Raw genomic sequence first — 17,817 nt, forward strand, 5'->3', positions numbered from 1 at the left:
CGGCTCCCGGCTGCTCGGCGCAGCTGCGGGGCAGGCTGCGGCAGGATGGGGCGGTCAGCACTTGTTTGGATGGGAGAGGGGTGCGAGTGCCGCGCACGCAGCAGTCGCCCGCGCAGTTCGTGGCGTCCGGGGACTGGCCGGACGTCGAGCTCGCCGAGGACGCCCCGCCCGAGGCCGTCGTCGGGCTCGCCTTCGTGCTGCGACTCCGGGCCGAGTTGGCCGAGCGGTCGTGGTCGGCGCGGGAACTCGGCCGTCAGGCCGGCGTCGCGCACACCACGATCAACCGCCTCCTGGCCGGGGAGGTGCTGCCCGACGTGGCGACCATCGTGCGCCTGGAGGTCGCTTTGAGGATCGACCTGTATCCGGCCGGCCTGTGGGCTGAGCTCGCCGACAAGGGCGAGTAGTCGAGCGGCCGACCGGCGGGTGGCGGGGCGTGGAAGTTCGTGTGCCCTGCTACCTTCTTCGATCATGAACATGGGAGGGGCGCGGCTCGTGGCCGCGGCGGCGGTCGTTGCGGCGCTCGGTGGCCTGTCGGCCTGCACGTCCAGCGGACCAGCGTCGCAGACGACGGAGGCCACGTCGACGACGCGGCCGGTCTCGGCGGCCGAGGGCACGCCGGAGTGGGCGGCGAAGTGGCTGGGCGACCGGGAGCTGAACCGTAATGCCTCTCGCGTCGTTGGCCGGTACGCCCAGCTCGCCATCGTTCAGCGCGGTGAGAATCAGGGCAATGCGAAGTTGTGCGACGCCGAGTGGGAGAAGTTCAGCGCGGCGCAGCGGGTCATGGTCGACCGGCAGGGATTCGACGACGGCTGCCGCACCCCGGCCTAGTCGTGGGGTTGACCCTCAGGTCGATGATCCTCGGCGACGTCTAGGCTGGTGGGCGGCGTGGGGCCTGGTTGCCTGGGAGGGCAGCATCCGTGGGCCTGCGCGAGTTGATCATCGACGTGTGGTCGTGGCTGGACTACAAGCCGATCATGTCTCAGTCGCTGCGGCGCGGCGTCGGGCCGTTCGGCGAGCTGGCCTCCGGCTGGGTGCCGCCCGAGGACCTGCGTCGACTGCAGGCGTACAAGGTCCTGGCCGCCTACGACCACAACCAGGCCGGGCAGCTGCTGGCGGCGGCGACCGGGGACGAGAAGGCCGTCGACCGGCGGGAGTTGGGCGATCCGGCGAAGCTGGTCGCGGACGCGCTGGGCTATCTGCTGGGGCCGTCGCAGTCCATCGTCGTGCCGGGTGCCGAGGGCGACGGCGTGCAGTCGACGCCGCAGGCCGCGCTTGCCCGAGAGGTGCAGGACCGGCTGCGGGAGTGGGCACGGCGGGAGCTGCTGCCGATGCGGATGCAGCAGTGCGAGCGGTCCGCGGTCCGCTACGGCGACGGCGTCTATACCCTGGCCTGGGACGCGGTGGCAGGGCGGCCGCAACTGCGCACGATGGACCCGGGCTGGTTTTACCCGGTGTGGACCGACGAGGAGGCCGACGGCGGCCAGTTCCCCACCGCGGTGCACTTTGCGTGGGAGCTGCCGGAGGACCCGACCACCGGTCAGAAGGCGCGGATCCGCCGGATCACCTACGAGTTGGGGCCGATCGCCGGTGCGACCCGCTCGGTCGTGCCCGAGAAGGGCGGGCCGCACCGGGAGTGGGTGACGGGGCAGGAGGGGCAGACCGTTCTCCTGCCCGGGGACCGTACGGACGGCGCCGGCGGGACGGTGCTGCGCACCTACCCGTGGGCGCCGGACCGGGCGTCGACCGTGACCTGCTACCTGACCGACGCGGAGTGGCTGCTCGAAGACCTCAAGGCGGCGCACACCGTCTACAACCTGCCCGCCGACAAGGCCCGCTACCGGGTGCGCCGGGACGGCGAAGTCCTTCAGGCGCTGGATCTACAAATCGACTTCGTTCCGGTCGTGCACATCACGAACAGTGTGGTTGAGGTCGGGGAACACTGGGGGCAGCCGGTGACCTCCCGGGTGATGCAGGCCCTCGACGAGCTCGCCGCGACGGACACGGACTCCTCGTCGACCTCCGGAACGACGGGGACGCCGATCGTCGCCCTGTCGGGAGTGCGGCTGTCGAAGGACCACCGCACCGGCGCTCCGCTGCCGCTGAAGGTCGAGGCGGGCACCGTGTGGTCGCTGGGCGAGGGCGGCTCGATGACCGCGCTCGACACGTCCCCGCAGCTGCGGGAGCTGCGGGAGCGCACCAACCACCTCCTTGACCGGGTCGCCGGGAACTCCCGGCTGACCGCGGCCGGCCTCGGTCTGGTGAAGCCGTCGGAGGTGCCGTCGGGCTACGCCCTGGCGCTGTCTCTGGGCCCTCTGGGTGCCCTGGTCGGGGAGATGCGCCTCGCCCGCGCCCACAAGTACCAGTTGTTGTTCAAGATGGCCGGGCGACTGTTCCAGGCCGGTCAGGTCGGCTGGCCCACCGGGGAACTGCCGGCCGCCCAGATCGTGTGGGGCCCGCACCTGCCCACCGACAAGGCGGAGGCCCTGGACCTCGCGGTGAAGGGCTACGAGGCCGGGCTGTTCAGCCTGGAGACCTGCGTCCGGATGCTGTCCGACTCGGGTTTCCCGATCACCGACATCGCCGATGAGGTCCGCCGCATCCAGGCCCGAGCCTTCGATGCCGCTGCTCGCCTGGCCGATGCCACCGGTGACACCGGGGCCGTCCGCGACTTCCTCGGCCTGCCCGCAGGAGACCCTGCGGTGCCCGCTGCGCCCCTCGGGGAGGCCTCGGGGCACAAGATCACCCAGGAGGCTGCCTGAAGGCTCTCAGGGGGTCTCCTGGCCCCCTGCGGCGTCAGCCGTGGGGGGTTGGGGGGCAGGAAGGAGGGAGGTAAGGAAGAAGGAAGGAAGGGGTTCCCCCAGGGCAACCCAACAGGTTCCCCGGGCGCAACCCGTTGGGTTCCGGGAAGGGAACCCAGGGGCCCATCGGTCATGGGTTCCCGTGGGGGAACCCGCAGGGGAGACGGCGGGGTCGGTGGACCCGCCCATCTGGTATAACTTGGTTGTATAACCTCGTTATATCGATCATGGGGAGTGCCGATGAGCCACCGCGACACCACCGGCGACCGCGAGCAGACCAGCCCGGAGGAGCGCAGTCGTCGTGCCTGGGCGGTCCTCAACAACCCCGAGACCGCCCGGATGATGACCCGCGCGCACCTCGCAGGCCTGACACTGAAGGTGGAGGACGGCGAGAAGGCCGGGCGGGAGAGGGCCCGGGTCATCCGGGCGGCCTACGCCGAAGGCGGCTGGACACAGGACGACCTCGCGGCCGCCGCCGAGATCAGCCAGGCCGCCGTCTCCAAGATCGTCAACTCCGACGGCAAGGAGTACAAGGAGCCCGACCAGGACTGAACCGACGCCGGGCCGCCGCACACCACCCGGCCCGGAATCACGCCTGGTTACACTGATCACTGGCGCGGGGGCGCTGTGCCGGAGGAATCCGATGACTGCCCCCCTGCCCCAGGCGAACCCGCCCGCCGGAGACCCGGCCGCCCCGCAGCCCCCGGCCAGCACCGACCCGGGCAGCGCCCTCATCACCCAGGACACCCTGTCGCGGCTCCTGAGCCGGGAGAAGGACCAGGGCTCCCGCGCCGGCGTGAAGCGGCTCGTCGCCGACCTCGGCTTCACCGACGCAGCCTCCCTTCAGGCCTGGGTTGAGGCGCAGCGCACTGCCGAGCGGGCCGCCCTCAGCGAGGTCGAGCGCCGCGAGCAGGCCGCCGCGCAGCGCGAACAGGCCGCCGTCCAGCGCGAGCAGCAGGCCCTCGACCGCCTGAACCAGGCCGTACGGCACGCCTGCCTCAGCCGCCTCGGCGCGAGCGGCCAGAACCTCGACGACGCCATCCGGCTCCTCGACGTTGCCGCCGACGCCGACGAGCAGGCCGTGGCTGACGCCGCGAAGCTGCTGGCGGACCGCCGCCCGGAGCTGTTCGGGCCTGCCGCACCGTCCGCCCCGCCGCCCGCGCCGAGCGGTTCGCCCGCCGGCGGGCCGCCGCCGCGCGGACAGGCCCCCGCCGTTGCCTCCTTCGGCCTGGACATGGCCAAGCGCCGCGGCTACCTCACGGCCTGACGACCCGGTCGCCCTTGATCGTCTGACCCGGCAGAGAACCGGGACCAGGGGACCACGCCCCACCCCCCACCGTGGACGGCACCACCAGCCGGTGAGTGCGTGACCGCCAGCTCCACGAAGGCGATCACACCCCTTGACCACCCAGCCGATCACCACCTCGGTGACGTACACCGCCGGACGACCCTGGCTCGCGTCCACCCACGGCACCGACCAGACCGAGACCGTCACCATCGACGCGTCCAAGCTCGTCGCCACCACCCACTACGTCGCCTCCACCGACTCCACCCAGCCCTACAGCCGCCTGCTGTCCGGCCTGCCCCTCGGCAAGATCACCGCCTCCGGCCTGTACGGCCCCTATGACCCGGCCGCCACCGACGGCCGCCAGGTCCTCGCCGGCCTGGTCTTCGACGAGGCCCTGTTCGCCCCGGGCCAGCCGAAGATCCCGTGCGCCCTGCTGTGGCACGGCGTCGCCCGGGCCGCCAAGATCCCCGGCGGCATCGACCCCACCAAGATCACGTACTCGCCTGCGGGCGGCGCGCTGATCCGGTTCGTGTAAGGGGGCCTGAGCGATGACGATTCAGGACCTCGTCAAGGGCGTGTCCGCGGCGGACCTCACCACGTTCGCCCGCGCCATCCCTTCCCCGGCCGACTTCCTGCTGACCAGCACGGTCTTCCCGACCCTCGTCACCCCAGAGGTGAAGTGGCGGATCAAGCAGAACGGTCGCCGGGTCAACACCGCGAAGTACCGCGCCTACGACTCGTCGGTGGCGTTCGCGGACCGCGCCGCGTGGGAGACCACGCGCGAAGGGCTGCTCCCCGCCCTGGGCCAGAAGCTGATCGTGGGTGAACAGCAGCAGATCCTCCTGGAGCAGGCGCACGGAGCCGACCAGGACCGACTTCTGGAGCTGCTGTTCGACGATGCCGAGCGGCATATCGAAGCGATCCGCTCCCGTCTCGAACTCGCGGCCGGCGACGTGCTCACCGACGGCAAGTTCACCCTCGACAACGAGGCCGGTCTCACCATCGAGATCGACTTCGGCGTGCCCGCCGGCAACATGCCGGTCGCACCGAAGCCGTGGAGCGACCCGACGTCGGACCCGCTCGCCGACGAGCTGGGCTGGATGTCCTACCTGGACGACCTCGGCGCACCCGAGCCGGAGATGGTCCTCACCTCCAAGCGCGCGTTCAACGCGCTCGCCCGCAACAACGCCTACCGGGCCGCGTACTACCGCAGCGTCAACCCCTCCAACACCCCGACACGAACCCTTACGGTGTCCGAGGTCAACGCGGTGCGCGGCGACTACGGCCTGCCGCCGGTCACCCTCTACAAGGCGCAGGTCAACGTCGACGGCACCGCAACCAAGGTGCTGCCCGACGACCGGTGGATCATGCTGCCCCCGGACCGCGCGAAGTGGGGCCAGACCCTCTACGGCGTCACGGCCGAAGCCCTCGTGCTGGCCCGCGGCACCAACCCCGAGATCGTGAAGGAGGACGCCCCGGGCATCATCCTCACCCGCGGCGTGCAGGACGACCCGGTGCAGATCTGGACCAAGGGCGCAGCCGTCGCGATGCCGGTCCTGCACACCCCGGACTGCCACATCGTGGCCAAGGTCCTGTGATGCCGAGCCGGCTCGCCTACGCGGTCCACCTCCAACACCCCGGCACCGGCGATCACCTCGTCCTGCTGCCCGGCGAGATCCCGCCTCGGGAGCTGGCCGAGCTCATCACCAACCCGGACGCCTGGCAGCCCGCCGACCAGCCGGACAGCGAACACGCGGGCCGAGAGGCCGACGGCACCCAGCCGCCGGCCAGAACCCCGCGGACCCGCAAGGCCCGCACCGACTAGCGACCGCCCCCGACCGGACCGGCACCCCCACCACGCACCCGGGGTGCCGGTCCCGCCGCACCCGACGATCGGACCCCCACCGTGGACCCCGCCGTCCTCGCCTGGCTGCACGCCCAGCTCGGCACCACCAACACCGACGACCTCACCAACCGGTACAACCGCCTCGGCGCCGCCCGCGCTGTCGCCGCCGAAGTCCTGGCCGAACGCCGCGCAGCTTTGCTCGCCGACCCGCTACGCCTCGTCGTCGACGGCGTGGTCACCGTCGACCGCACCGCGAACCTCGGCGGCATCGAACGCCAACTCGCCCAGCTCCAGACCATCCTGGGCCCGGACGAGGCCGCGCCCGGAGGCGACGACGCTGCGCACCTCGACACCGCCACCCTCGTGCCCCCGCGCCGCACCCGGTGAACCACGCCGCCCTGAACGCCGGCGACCCCGAGCACGAGGGCGGCGTTCCCGCCGAACTCGCGGCCGCCTGGGAGCACCTGGCCGTCGCCCAGGCCGCCGTCCTCGCCACGCTCGCCCTAGGTCGGCGCACCGCCCACTTGGCCGCCGTGCTCGCCGAATTCGCCGACGCGGTCCGCAGGTTCCACCACGCGGTGGACGGCGTGATCCGCGACTACGCGCACCATGATGTTCCCCGGCTCTACGAGCAGGCCGCCCGGGACGCCGCCGCGAGCCTCGGCCGCACCTTCGCCTGGACTCCGACCCACCAGGACGCCCTTCGGGCGCTGATCGCCGACACTTACGGCGAACTGCTCCACCGCGCCAAGGAGAGCGTCAGGACGGCGGGCGCCTTCTACCGGGCCGCCCGGGCCGCAGCCCGCCACGACCTCCCCCTCCTCGCCACCAACCGCGCGGGAGCCGCGGCCGCCGCCCGGGCCCTCGCCGACCGACTCGCCGCCGTCTACCGCCTCGACTACGTCGTCTACCGCACCGGGACCCGTATGCCAGTGCGGGCCTGGGCCGAAGCCGCCGTCCTCGCCCGTTCCGCCGTCGCCTACAACGCCGGCACCCTCAACGCCGCCCGCGAGTACGGCATCCAGCACGTCCAGGTGCTCGACGGTCACGACTGCGGATGGACCAGCCATCCCGACCCGGACAAGGCCGCGCGCACCGTGCGCAGTGTCGAAGAGGCCGCCGAGTGGCCCATCTCCCACCCGCGGTGCACACGTACGTTCCAGCTGCTTCCCGATGAAGCCTAGAAGCGCCTTCGAGCCCGTCGATCTGTCAGGTACGGTTTGCCGTCAGCATCTCTCGAACAATGATATGCCGTGTCCTGCCGGGGCGCCTGGTCTCCGAAGTACCCTACGGGAAACGGATCGTGAAGCGTGCTGTGCGCCCCCCGAGGGGTTCGGCTACGCCGATCAGGGAGGATCGAGTTGGGTGGCGAGGACTTTCGATTCAGCCCGTTACGGCCTCAGGATCCCGCCAACTTAGGCGACTTCCGGGTCGTGGCCAGACTTGGCGCGGGAGGTATGGGGGAAGTCTTCCTTGCCTTTTCTCCAGGTGGGCAGGCGGCGGCGGTGAAGGTCATTCGTGACGGGTTCGGCCAGGACGCGGAGTTCAGGCATCGTTTCGCACGAGAGGTTGCCGCCGCCCAGCGCGTTCAGGGCGTCTACGTTGCACCTCTGCTCGACGCCGATGTTTCACCCGGAACCGAACATCCCTGGCTGGCCACCGCATACGTCGCCGGGCCTTCGCTTCGGGAAGTCGTTGTCACCCACGGCGCGCTTCCGGCCAGCCAAGTTCTGCTGCTCGCCTGGGGCTTGGCCAACGCACTCACGGATATCCATCGGGTTGAGGTAGTGCACCGCGACCTCAAACCCGGCAACATCATGTTCGATGAGACGGGGCCGAAGGTCATCGACTTTGGAATCGTCAAGTCCCTCGCGGAGACCGTGACCCACCGGAGCCAGTCCACTCGGATCGGGACACCGCTCTACATGTCACCGGAGCAGGCTGAGGGCCGTCCGGTCGGCGCCTCCTCCGACATGTTCGCCCTTGGCTCCATCCTCTACTACCTCGTCACGGCCCGCGAAGCCTTCGGTGCCGATAGCGAGATGGCCGTCGCTCGTCGAATCGTCGCCCATGAACCGGACATGTCCGCCGTTCCACCACCTCTGCGCAACCTGATCGCTCGCTGCTTGCGGAAGGAGCCCAACCAGAGACCTACGCCGGACGAGGTGCGGGAGTGGTGCGAGATGGCTCTCCGCGGTGCACCCGGCCCCGGGGCCTGGATGCGCCTCACCGCCGCACGCGCGTCGATCCGCCAGCGCACGGATGCGCTGCACGCTGCCCGAGCCACGGGCATCCCATCTGCCGTCGGCTCGATCGTCGAACCCGAACCCCGGTCCGAGCCTCGACCCTTGCCCCGACCCGAGCCGATTCCTGCTTATGTGCCGCCCGCGCCTGCAGACGAAGGGCTGAAGACGCCGGCGGTTGGACTCGCGCCCCGACGGTCCACTGCTGCCCTTGGAATGGAGGTGTGGCTCGCCATCGGAGCTTTGATAGCGGCCATCCCAGTTCCGCTGTGGAGGGAGTCCCGGTTGGGTCCTGGAGGCCAACCACATAAGTGGACCACCTCGTTCGAAATCCGCCACCTCTGGGAACAGAATCACTTCGACGACCTCAAAGAGCATCTGCCGACGATCGGGGTCATCGGCACAGCGGCGGCCCTTGGCCTCGTTGCCGTGTATGCGTTCTGGTCCCCCGAAAGCGAGGTCCTGCGGGGGTGTCGCGTAGCAGCCGCCCTGGTCTTCTGGATGTGGGCGTTCATGGTGATCTTCTTCGGCGGGTACCTAGTGGCGATGACCCTCGACCTGCTGCCGGAGGACTACGTCGGTCCGCCGAACTCTTATCGCTTCGTCCTCCTCCCCGGTGGCTGGCTACTGCTTCTGTCCAACATCCTGGCTGCGAACTCGATCCGCCGAGCCTTCCAGAAGCGAAGGGCTGAAGACGGCGCCGTGTGGCGGTGATCGAAGTTCCCTGCCAGCGTGATGATGAACCGTCCTCTCCGCTAGAAGTTCCGTGTTACAGGGCTCAGCGTGAGAGGCAGTACTGATAGAACGTTCACGCCCCCTTGGCTTGACTGCTTCGCGAAGTCACCTGTCCAGCTGGAGCTTCAGCAGGTCGTTGAACGGCCCTGGCGCCGTGGAGAGTTCCTCCCACGAGCCGTCCTGCACGACGCGGCCGTGCTGGAGCACGATGATCCGGTCGGCCATCCGGGCGCTCGCCAGCCGGTGGGTGACGACGAGCGTGGTCCTGCCCGCCGCGAGGGCGCGCAGCCGGGTGAACACGGCATTTTCGGCGCGGGCGTCCATGGCGGCGGTCGGTTCGTCCAGGACGAGTACCGGGGCGTCGCGGTGAAAGGCCCGCGCGACGGCCAGGCGCTGCCACCCGCCCCCGGAGAGGGTGTGGCCGCCCCACCAGGAGCGGGCGAGCGAGGTGTCCAGGCCGTGGGGGAGCCGTTCGATGATCTCGGCGGCACCGGCGGCCTCGGCTGCGGCGAGGACCTTCGCGTCGGTGCTCTTGCTACCGAGGGTGATGTTCTCCCGTGCGGCCAGCGGCCAGCGGGTGTAGTCCTGCGGGACGACGGCGATCTGGTTGAACACGGTCGTGGGGTCGGCATCGGCGAGATTCTGGCCGTTCCAGGCGACGGTGCCCGAAGTCGGCAGGTACAGGCCGGTCAGGAGCTTGGCGAGGGTGGTCTTCCCGGAGCCGTTCTCGCCGATCAGGGCGACCATCTCGCCGTGGTGAAGGGTGAGGGTGATGTTGTCGAGGGCGGGACGGTCGGTGCCGGGGTAGGTGAACCGGAGGTTGGTTGCGGTGATGGTCTTCGGGCCGGTGGTGAACCGGGCGGTGCCCCGGCGGTTTGCCCAGGCGGCGGCGACCCGCAGGAAGCCGGTCCAGTCGTCCAGGGCCAGGCAGGTGCGGAACAGTGCGGCTCCGGCGGTGAGCAGGCCGGCGCAGGCGGCGGATGCGGTGCGCAGGGCGAGGGCGGCGGCGCCCGCGACGGCAGGGTCGGTGCGGCCGGTGGCGACGAGCCAGAGCAGGACGAGCCAGGTGGCCAGGGTGGCGGCGGCGGTCAGGGCGTCGCCGGTGCCCTGGGCGAGGAGCGCGTGGCGGGCCCCGGCGAGCTGCTCGCCTTCCAGACGGGCGGACACCGTGCGGTACTGCTCGGTGAGGAAGACGCCCATGGCGTTGGCGCGGATCTCGTCGGCGGTGTTCCGGTCGGTGGTGTACGAGCGGAAGACGCCGCGCAGGCGGGCGTCGGCGAGGGTGCGGTGGTGGGCGGCGTGCTCGATGCGGGCGGCGCGCACCGCGCCCCATGCCGCAGGCAGCGCGGCGGCGAGCAGCAGCGGAAGCAGCAAGGGGTGCAGGTAAGCGAGGAACGCCGCGCCGGCGGCGAGGCGGGCGCCGGCGGCGGTGAGCCGCTGGGCATCGGTGATCAGGTCGCGGGTTCGGTCGGTGCCATCCGCCGCGGCCTCGTAGGCGTTCGAGAAGTCGGGATCCTCATAGGCGATCAGCTCGACACGGGTGGCCGCGGCGATCACCTGGAGGTCGGCTTCCCGGACGACCCTCGGGGCGAGGCGGAAGGCCGCGGCCCGCGCCGCGGCCTCCGAGAGGTACCGCCCGGCGACGGCGGCGCCGAGCAAGGCCAGAGGCCAGAGGTGGGCCGTCAGTGCGGTGCGCAGGTCTCCGGCGGTGAACAGGGCTGCGAGGAGTTGGGTGGTCGCGCCGAGCGCGGTGGCGGTGAGTGCGGCCGTCACCGCCTGGGCGGTGAGCAGCAGCAGGACGGCGGGACGGTCGGTGCGCCAGCCCAAGGCCAGCGCCTGGCGCAGGGCGGCCGGGAGGCGGCGGGCGATGCCCGTGGTGCTGACGGTGTGCCCGGCGTCGTCGTGGCGGTCGGCCTCCAGCACCATGTGCGGGACCTGGCCAGCCGGGGCCGGCGGGAGAACGGGAGCGGTCACGCACCCATCAGGGCCCCGAGCGCACCGGACCCGCAAACGGATTCCCCAACCTGCCTGCGAATCAGACGAGTTCAGCCTACATGGGCGTCAACTCTGCTATATGGGATTCACCCTCTCGGGGAATCGTGCGACCGCCGTCCACGGACGGTCGACCGCGTCCCCGGTGTCCCGGCCCGCCGCGCCGCCGGGGACCTCGGCCCAGGCGTGCGCGGCGTCAGGCAGGTGCCGGGCACCGTAGACCAGATCGGCCCGGCACCCGGCCAGCGCGCAGGCTAGCACGGTGGCCAAGGCGACCTCCGTGCACGCGATCCGCCCGGGCCACCACCGGGGCACCACCGCGAGGACCGCGTCATGCCGCTCGGCCAGCACCGCGGGGTCCGCGTACCGCAGACGCCCCACCGGCCGGAGCGCCGCCACCCGGTGGCGCAGGGGAAGGCGATACAGCACCAGCGAGCCGGCCAGCGCCAGGGCGGCCGCGAGCCGGGCACCCGGCCGGGCGGAGGGCCGAGCGGTAGGGGTCATCACCGTCATCGCGGGCCTCCGCTCCGGCGCCAGCACCGTCGCCGGGACGGCGGCGTGCCCGGATCGGCGAGCAGGCCGCGTTCGACCAGGCCGGCGACGGCGGCCGTGATCCGCTGCTGGACGACGGCAGGGTCCGCGCCGATCGGCACGGCGATCTCGTCGGCGAGCCCTTCGAGACCGCCCCGGTGCACGATTGCCTGCCAGATCCGGGAGGCCGCCGGGTTGAGCATCACCCAGCTCCCGGCCCGCACATCCAAAATCGCGGTGCGGCCCCCGGTGGTGGCGTGCCGCACGTGCGGCGCCGGGCTCAGCACGCCGTCGCCAGCGGAACCGAAGCGGCCAGCCACCGGCACACGGCGACCAGGTGGTGGAGGTCCGCGATCGGCTCGGCCGTGCGCCCGGCCGCAGCATCGGTCAGCGCCGAGCGTACCCGCCCAGGGTCGACCAGCCCGGACGTCACCAGGGCACTGTCAGCCACCAACTCCTCCAAGGCACGGCGGTGACGGGACAGGCCCTCGATGCGCTGCGCCGTGAACGAGCCCTTCGAGCGGCGCCCGATCAGCCAGTCCGGCAGGTCCAGCGCGGCGGCGAGCACCGGCTTGTACGTGTAGGTGCCCCTACGGCGGTACGCCGGGATCGCGAACGCCGCGCGCACCACCCGGTTGTCGAGGAAGGGGTGCACAGGCCGTATACCGATCGCCTCGTACAGCGGGGCGCTGGCCCGGGCGTCGTCTCCGACCGCCCACAGCGCCGACCACTGGTCCACCTCGTCGGCGAACCCGTCGAACAGCGGCTCGCCCCAGGCGCCGTCCAGCAGCCGGGCGACGGCGTGTCGGCCGGGGGCGGTCAGCCACCCGGCGCCCGGGCCCGGCCGACACCACGCCCATCCCACGGCTGACGGCGCAAGCCCACCCGCGCGCAGCTGCCGCGCCGCCACCGATACCGCCCGGGACGGCGTAGTGGCGGCGGCCTGCTTGATCGACCGCCAGTACGGGCCCGGCGCGACGTTGCGCAGCCGCGCGAACTCATGCGCCGCCCGCCGGGCCTCGCCTGACCGGCGGCGCTGGACCTGCCCGACCCAGCACGCCGCCGAGGAGTCCAGCACCACGTCCCCGCCGTGCCCGGTCAGGTGCACAGGCAGACCCGCCACGGGCTCCAGGTAGCAGCGGTCCATCCCCAGGTTCACCACGGCCGCGGCGGGCTCGCCGGTGGCCGGCGCACCGGCCAGGTCGAATGGCAGCTCGCCCGCCCCGCCCTGGGCGATCGCGTGCCGTACCCCGCTGTGGGCCGCCACCCTGGCCGCGAAGTGGGCGTCCTCCGCGCTCGTGAGGGCATCGGTGTAGGTGACCGCGTGCACCGGACCGGCCTCGGCGGCCAGCAGCACCACCGACGACGAGTCCAGCCCCCCGGACAGGTCCGCCCCCACCGGCCCGCCCGCGGCCCGCACCCTGCGCTGCACCGCCACCCGCAGCTCCTCACCGAGCCGCGCGGCCCCGGCCACCAGGTCCTCCTGCGGCTCCACGCCGCGCACGTCGACCAGATACGCGCCGCTGCGGTCGAGGACCAGACCCCAGCCGCCCGGCACCCGCTGCACCCCCTCCCAGCGGCTGCGGGTCGGCCAGTGCTGCCCGCCGACCGCCAGGTGCGCGGCCAGCAACTCCAGGTCCACCGATGCCCCGATCCGGGCGGCCAGCCGGCCCGGGTCGCTCGCCCACACCACCCCGGCCACCCCGTCTCGGCCGTGCCACAGCCCCCGAACTCCGGCCAGGTCCCCGCACACGAACCGGCGACCGCCCACCTGCTCGGCCATCACCCAGTACGAACCCGCCCACCCCGTCAACTCCGCCCAGCGCCCCGCCGCGACCGCCTCCAGCGCGGCACGCAGCTGCGCCCGGTCCGCGCCGCAGTCACCGGCGACCGCCAGCCGTGCCCGGTCGTCCGCGACCTCGCACACCGCGACACCGCCGCCGAACACCAGGCCGGGCCGCCCCGGTCCACCACTCTCGATCCACCCGATCACAACGCCTCCTCCACCGACGACCGCCCTGACGAACCGGGGGTCCGGCGCGGCCTTCCGCCGCACCGAACCCCCGCCCTCACCGCCTGCCCCGCGCTCGCCGCGCGGGGCACCGGCGGCTACTCGAAGTAGTTGTCCTTGTCGGAGTCGTTCGAACGCTGGCGGCCGTTGGTCAGCGCGTCCGCCTCGTGCTCGCCGAACTGCGGGTCGAAGGCCTCGCCGGTCAGCACGGTCTGCTCCATCGTGATCTCCCTCTGTGAGTCGACTGCCCGGCGCTCGCCGGCTGACCACCACGACACCGCACCTGACCGCTGCGGCGACAGGCGCGCGACTGCTGCACTCCCGTGCGGACCGGCACCGCATGACCCGCTGCGAGGTGCTGCGTTTTGCTGCGAACAGCCGTTCAAAGACGCGTCGTTGACGGCACGGGGCGTACGCTGATGACCCTGAACTGCACGGCCGCCGAGCAGAGAGGGAGCCTCCGGTGCCAGCATCCGGGCGACGCCCCAACGACTCCCTGGCCCACTGGGTCACCAGCACCGGGGCGAGCCACGAGAGAGTCGTCCGGGAAGTCGCCAAGGTCGCCCGTGAACACGGCCGTAACGACATCCAGCCCGACCGCTCCCGCGTTCCCCGCTGGATCAAGGGCGAGGAACCGCGCGAGCCCGTCCCGGAATACCTGGCCACGGCCCTCGGACGCCTCAGCAAGCCCCCGGTATCCCTTGCACCCGCCGACATCGGCATGACGGGCCGACCGTCCGTCGGCATCGCCTCGTCCTGGTCCGGAGCGGCGGTCGTCGCGGCGATCATCGACACCACCAGGAGCGACGCCATGACCGACGACACCACCCCTACCCGCGCCCGCCTGCTCCACGGCCCGGAACTCCTCGACGCCGTGCAGCCCTGGCTCCACCTGCCGGACGCCGAACTCCCCGCTCCCACCCGCCCGGGACGCCTCGGCATGTCCGACGTCCGGCGCATCCGGGACACCACCGACGCCTTCCGCACGCTCGACAACGCGCACGGCGGCGGCCTCAGCAGAAGAGCCGTCGTCGGCCAACTCCGAGAAGTCACCGAACTCGCCAAGCAGGGACGCGTCAGCGACAAGGTCGGCCAAGAGCTGTTCGTCGCCGTCGCCGACCTCGCTTCTGTCGCAGGCTGGATGACCCACGACACCGGCCGCCACGCCGAAGCCCAGCACTACCTGCTGCTCGGCCTCCAAGCCGCCAAGGCAGCAGGCCCCCAAGGCGCCGGAATCGCAGGGCACCTCCTCAACTGCCTCGCCCGCCAAGCCAACCACCTGGGCCGAACCACGGACGCCCTCGACCTGGTGCAGGCCGGCCTGTACGGCACCCGCAAACGGCCCGCCGACCGGCTGCGCGCCGTCCTGGCCACCCTGGAAGCCCGCTGCCAGGCCACCCTTGGCGACCTGCCCGCCGTCGAACGATCCATCGCGGTCGCCGACCACGCCCTCGAAGCCGACGCCGAAATCCCCACCTGGGTGCAGTGGTTTGACCGTGCCGAGTACGACGTCACCAAGGGAGTATGCGAGCTGATCGCCGCCGAACACGATCCCGCCCGAGCCCAACGGGCGATTACCGAGATCCAGGCCGGCACCGCACTGCGCCCCGCCGAGCGAACCCGCAGCCGCGCCTTCGACCAGGTTGCTCTGGCGCGCGCCTACACCCGTGCCCGAGAACTCGATGGCGCGGACAAGGCCACCGCAGCCGCCCTGCAGCTGTTCGGACAGGTCAACTCCACCCGCATCACCGATCGCCTCCAGGAGCTCGACGAAGAACTCGCCGCCGTACCGGGGTCCAGCTCGGCCCGCTCGGCCCGCGATCGAATCCGTGCGGTCACTGCCACCTGACCGGAATCAGCCATGAAAGATGAGGGCACCGTTGCTCAGCTCGACGACAGCGGGACGAGACGCGCTTGGTAGGCAGTGCGCGTCGGCGGCCGGGGCGTCCCTCTGGTCGATAGGCAAGGGGATGGGGTAGAACAGCAGCACGGTCCGGCGCACTGCGTTTGCGCCGGACCGTGGACCTCCTGGACTGCCTGTCAGACGATCCCGAAGTCGAACTCGCCGCTCGACACAGCCGCGATGAAGGCGGTGTGCGCGTGGGCCGTCAGGGCCAGGGCCGGCCCCTCAGGGTCCTTGGAGTCCCGAACGAGCGACCCACGGTCGGCTGGAAAAGCGAACTCGACGCAGTTGTCGTGCTGGTTGCTTCGGCTGGACTTCCTCCAGGTCACGTTCAGGGCGGATGCGTTCTCGATGTTCATGTGAGTTCGTCCCTCTTCTTGACGATGAAATCGAGGGAGTCGTCCACGTTCAAGGCCGCGGCGATGATCTCGTGGAAGCTACCCCGGTAGACATCCACCTCCGCAGGGTCCTCGACCCAGCTGCTGCGGACCATGCCGCTCGTCAGCACGATGTCGAGGGCGCGGTGTGGAAACTCAAGGAGACAGAAGGACCCGTTGAAGCCCGGGTTCGGCCGGGCGTTCGCCGGCATGACCTGGATGTGGACGTTCGGAAGGCGGCTCATCTTCGCGAGACGACCGAGCTGCTCCCGCATGACGCCCTCGCCGGCGCTTATCGCCAGGGCCGACTCATGGATGACCGCGCACAACTTCACCGGATTCTCCGAGCGGTTCAGCACTCGTTGCCGCGCGATGCGTACGTCGACCATGGCCTCTACACCCGTTGTCACGGCGGAGAGCCTGGAGATGATCGCAGCCGCGTAGTCCGGCGTCTGGAGAAGGCCTGGAATGAAGAACCCCTCGAAGGTCTTGATCTCCACGGCCTGTGTCTCCAGGGTGATCAAGTCGGTGTAGAGCGGGTTGATGGTGTCGCTGTAGCCCCGCCACCAGCCACGCTGATCCTTCTGGCGGGCGATCTCCATCAGCACCTCCCGCAGTCCGTCGTCGCAGCCGTAGAGGTCGAGCAAGGCTTCGAGGACGTCAGGCTTGACCGACGAGCGCGCGTTCTCGTACCGGCTGAGCTTCGGCAGGTTCAGGAGGTCGGGGAGTTTGCTGACGACCTGCTCGGCCGACAGACCCTTCTTCTCGCGTAGACGCTTGAGGTCTGCGGCGATGCGACGCTGGCGTACGGTCGGTACTCGCTCGCCTGGAGCCATGGCGGTTGTCCTCCTGAGTATCAGTGCACCAGTGTGCCCGTCCGATGAGCCTGAACGCCACCGCCCAGAGCGTTCGGGGTGGCAGCAATCATGATCGAAGTGATTGTTTGCATTTTGCTCGTCGGATGGCTTGCACTGAAGCATAGTCAGGCGACATCCTGTGATTGCCGGGTTACGAAGCGATGGCTGACAGGCTTCGTGTCTCTGTGCCCGACTTGAGCTGCTTTGCCTGGATTCTCGAACAGGAAGAGCGTCGGTGACGGGCACGCCCGCCCTAGAGCCCAACGACCCACACGCGACCCCACGGCCGCTTCCCCGGAACCACCTGATGCCGCCTCACCGGCGCCCCCGGAGGAACTTGTCATGCTGCACCGCGTCTTACAGATCAAGACCCCGCTGAGAACCGTCTCGGTGGGCGCCATCCGCACCCTGCTCCTCGAACAGGTGAAGAGCCTGGAGGGGGTCACCCTCACCGACGACCAGGCGTACGCCCTCCGGCTGTGCGCTTCCGAGTTCGTCACCAACGCGAGCAGGTGCGGCACCGAACACGGCGGTCCCGCAGCCGAGTTGGTAATCGACGGCGACCTCGACCTCGACCGGAGTCAGCTCCGGGTCACCGTCACCGACCCCCGCCTGACGGTGCCGGACATGGGCTGCCGAGACGAGAACCTGACCGCGCTCAGCGGTCGAGGGGTCACCGTTGCCGCCGGCTACGCCGAGGACGTCGGGTGGCACCAGCGCCTCGACGCTCGGGGAACCCCGACGGGCTGGTCCGTCTGGTTCAACATCAGCGTGCAGCTGGAAACGAAGGCATTCGGCGAGGTCACCGCCAGGACGGCGGAAGTGCCACCGGAGCCCGTCATATCGGTCCCGTCGCCGAGCCTCGGCCCGGCGGCCGAGCTGGCCCATCAGGGCTTCGCCAGGCGGCACTGGAAGAGCCGGCGCCCCAGGGGGCGCACCGCCGCGTAGCCGGCGCTCGCAGGTCCTGCGCAGGTCGGAGCCCGCCGACAGATGTCGACCTCAACTGCCGTCGGTCGGCTGTCCGGGCCCGCTCGCCGCCCTGTCGATTCAACCGCACCCCGCCTCCGGCCGTGGGCCCGGGACGGCCACGATGCACGGCCCCGGTGCCCACGCCGTCCTCCCCGACCCGCGCCGCGGGAGGCCGGCGGCCAGGCAACTGCCTCACCCCTCCGGCGAACGGCGGCCGTCCTAATCCCTTCAACTTCCTTGGAGAAAAGCCGAGATGAAGACAGCGCC

At 71.1% G+C, this 17,817-nt stretch carries 20 protein-coding genes; 13 read left to right on the plus strand and 7 right to left on the minus strand.

Annotation, left to right across the window (positions count from 1 at the left end):
- The first annotated feature begins 86 nt into the window (after window positions 1-86).
- From AB0E96_RS00115 to AB0E96_RS00165, 11 genes are all read left to right on the plus strand, one after another.
- A complete protein-coding gene (locus AB0E96_RS00115) occupies window positions 87-404 on the plus strand; it encodes a helix-turn-helix transcriptional regulator (RefSeq protein ID WP_359816705.1) in 318 nt (105 codons plus the stop codon).
- 64 nt (window positions 405-468) lie between these two features.
- Complete coding sequence (locus AB0E96_RS00120) at window positions 469-828, plus strand: hypothetical protein (protein WP_359816707.1); 360 nt, start codon at window positions 469-471, stop codon at window positions 826-828.
- An 89-nt stretch (window positions 829-917) separates the two neighbouring features.
- Window positions 918-2,759 (plus strand): hypothetical protein, encoded by a 1,842-nt coding sequence (locus AB0E96_RS00125; RefSeq protein ID WP_359816709.1) that lies wholly within the window; start codon window positions 918-920, stop codon window positions 2,757-2,759.
- Between the two features lie 279 nt (window positions 2,760-3,038).
- Window positions 3,039-3,350, plus strand: coding sequence for a helix-turn-helix domain-containing protein (locus AB0E96_RS00130; protein ID WP_359816711.1), 312 nt, complete (start codon window positions 3,039-3,041; stop codon window positions 3,348-3,350).
- A gap of 91 nt (window positions 3,351-3,441) precedes the next feature.
- Window positions 3,442-4,065: a hypothetical protein gene (locus tag AB0E96_RS00135; protein ID WP_359816713.1), complete on the plus strand. Its 624-nt coding sequence runs from the start codon at window positions 3,442-3,444 to the stop codon at window positions 4,063-4,065.
- A gap of 133 nt (window positions 4,066-4,198) precedes the next feature.
- Window positions 4,199-4,621 carry a head decoration protein gene (locus tag AB0E96_RS00140; RefSeq protein WP_359816715.1) on the plus strand — a complete coding sequence of 141 codons (423 nt, stop codon included), beginning with the start codon at window positions 4,199-4,201 and terminating at the stop codon, window positions 4,619-4,621.
- 13 nt (window positions 4,622-4,634) lie between these two features.
- Window positions 4,635-5,684 carry a major capsid protein gene (locus AB0E96_RS00145; RefSeq protein WP_359816716.1) on the plus strand — a complete coding sequence of 350 codons (1,050 nt, stop codon included), beginning with the start codon at window positions 4,635-4,637 and terminating at the stop codon, window positions 5,682-5,684.
- On the plus strand, window positions 5,684-5,911 hold the full coding sequence (locus AB0E96_RS00150; RefSeq protein WP_359816718.1) for a hypothetical protein: 228 nt from the start codon (window positions 5,684-5,686) through the stop codon (window positions 5,909-5,911). Before AB0E96_RS00145 ends, AB0E96_RS00150 begins: the two co-directional genes overlap by 1 nt.
- 81 nt (window positions 5,912-5,992) lie before the next feature.
- Complete coding sequence (locus tag AB0E96_RS00155; RefSeq protein WP_359816720.1) at window positions 5,993-6,319, plus strand: hypothetical protein; 327 nt, start codon at window positions 5,993-5,995, stop codon at window positions 6,317-6,319.
- Window positions 6,316-7,116, plus strand: a complete 801-nt coding sequence (locus AB0E96_RS00160) for a hypothetical protein (RefSeq protein ID WP_359816722.1) — start codon at window positions 6,316-6,318, stop codon at window positions 7,114-7,116. The genes AB0E96_RS00155 and AB0E96_RS00160 overlap by 4 nt, the downstream gene beginning before the upstream one ends.
- A 249-nt stretch (window positions 7,117-7,365) precedes the next feature.
- Window positions 7,366-8,889 carry a serine/threonine-protein kinase gene (locus AB0E96_RS00165; protein WP_359816882.1) on the plus strand — a complete coding sequence of 508 codons (1,524 nt, stop codon included), beginning with the start codon at window positions 7,366-7,368 and terminating at the stop codon, window positions 8,887-8,889.
- A 126-nt stretch (window positions 8,890-9,015) separates the two neighbouring features.
- Here the strand turns inward: AB0E96_RS00165 and AB0E96_RS00170 are convergent, their stop codons facing one another.
- From AB0E96_RS00170 to AB0E96_RS00190, 5 genes are all read right to left on the minus strand, one after another.
- On the minus strand, window positions 9,016-10,884 hold the full coding sequence (locus AB0E96_RS00170; protein ID WP_359816723.1) for an ATP-binding cassette domain-containing protein: 1,869 nt from the start codon (window positions 10,882-10,884) through the stop codon (window positions 9,016-9,018).
- Window positions 10,885-10,980: 96 nt separating this feature from the next.
- Window positions 10,981-11,406 (minus strand): lasso peptide biosynthesis B2 protein, encoded by a 426-nt coding sequence (locus tag AB0E96_RS00175; RefSeq protein WP_359816725.1) that lies wholly within the window; start codon window positions 11,404-11,406, stop codon window positions 10,981-10,983.
- A 5-nt stretch (window positions 11,407-11,411) separates the two neighbouring features.
- Window positions 11,412-11,720 (minus strand): PqqD family protein, encoded by a 309-nt coding sequence (locus tag AB0E96_RS00180; RefSeq protein ID WP_359816727.1) that lies wholly within the window; start codon window positions 11,718-11,720, stop codon window positions 11,412-11,414.
- Window positions 11,714-13,426, minus strand: coding sequence for an asparagine synthase-related protein (locus AB0E96_RS00185; RefSeq protein WP_359816729.1), 1,713 nt, complete (start codon window positions 13,424-13,426; stop codon window positions 11,714-11,716). Before AB0E96_RS00185 ends, AB0E96_RS00180 begins: the two co-directional genes overlap by 7 nt.
- Window positions 13,427-13,542: 116 nt before the next feature.
- A complete protein-coding gene (locus AB0E96_RS00190; protein WP_359816731.1) occupies window positions 13,543-13,665 on the minus strand; it encodes a hypothetical protein in 123 nt (40 codons plus the stop codon).
- Between the two features lie 242 nt (window positions 13,666-13,907).
- Between AB0E96_RS00190 and AB0E96_RS00195 the strand changes: the two genes are divergently transcribed.
- Window positions 13,908-15,293 carry a transcriptional regulator gene (locus AB0E96_RS00195; protein WP_359816733.1) on the plus strand — a complete coding sequence of 462 codons (1,386 nt, stop codon included), beginning with the start codon at window positions 13,908-13,910 and terminating at the stop codon, window positions 15,291-15,293.
- Window positions 15,294-15,484: 191 nt separating this feature from the next.
- On the opposite strand, the gene AB0E96_RS00200 is transcribed toward AB0E96_RS00195, so the two are convergent.
- Entirely contained in the window at window positions 15,485-15,706 is a 222-nt protein-coding gene (locus AB0E96_RS00200; protein ID WP_359816735.1) for a DUF397 domain-containing protein, read from the minus strand.
- Window positions 15,703-16,560 carry a helix-turn-helix transcriptional regulator gene (locus AB0E96_RS00205; RefSeq protein ID WP_359816737.1) on the minus strand — a complete coding sequence of 286 codons (858 nt, stop codon included), beginning with the start codon at window positions 16,558-16,560 and terminating at the stop codon, window positions 15,703-15,705. The genes AB0E96_RS00200 and AB0E96_RS00205 overlap by 4 nt, the downstream gene beginning before the upstream one ends.
- A 363-nt stretch (window positions 16,561-16,923) precedes the next feature.
- Here AB0E96_RS00205 and AB0E96_RS00210 point away from each other — a divergent pair, with 363 nt between their 5' ends.
- Window positions 16,924-17,529, plus strand: a complete 606-nt coding sequence (locus AB0E96_RS00210) for an ATP-binding protein (RefSeq protein WP_359816739.1) — start codon at window positions 16,924-16,926, stop codon at window positions 17,527-17,529.
- Window positions 17,530-17,817 lie beyond the last annotated feature (288 nt).

Source organism: Kitasatospora sp. NPDC036755 (assembly GCF_040636595.1).
GTDB lineage: Bacteria > Actinomycetota > Actinomycetes > Streptomycetales > Streptomycetaceae > Kitasatospora.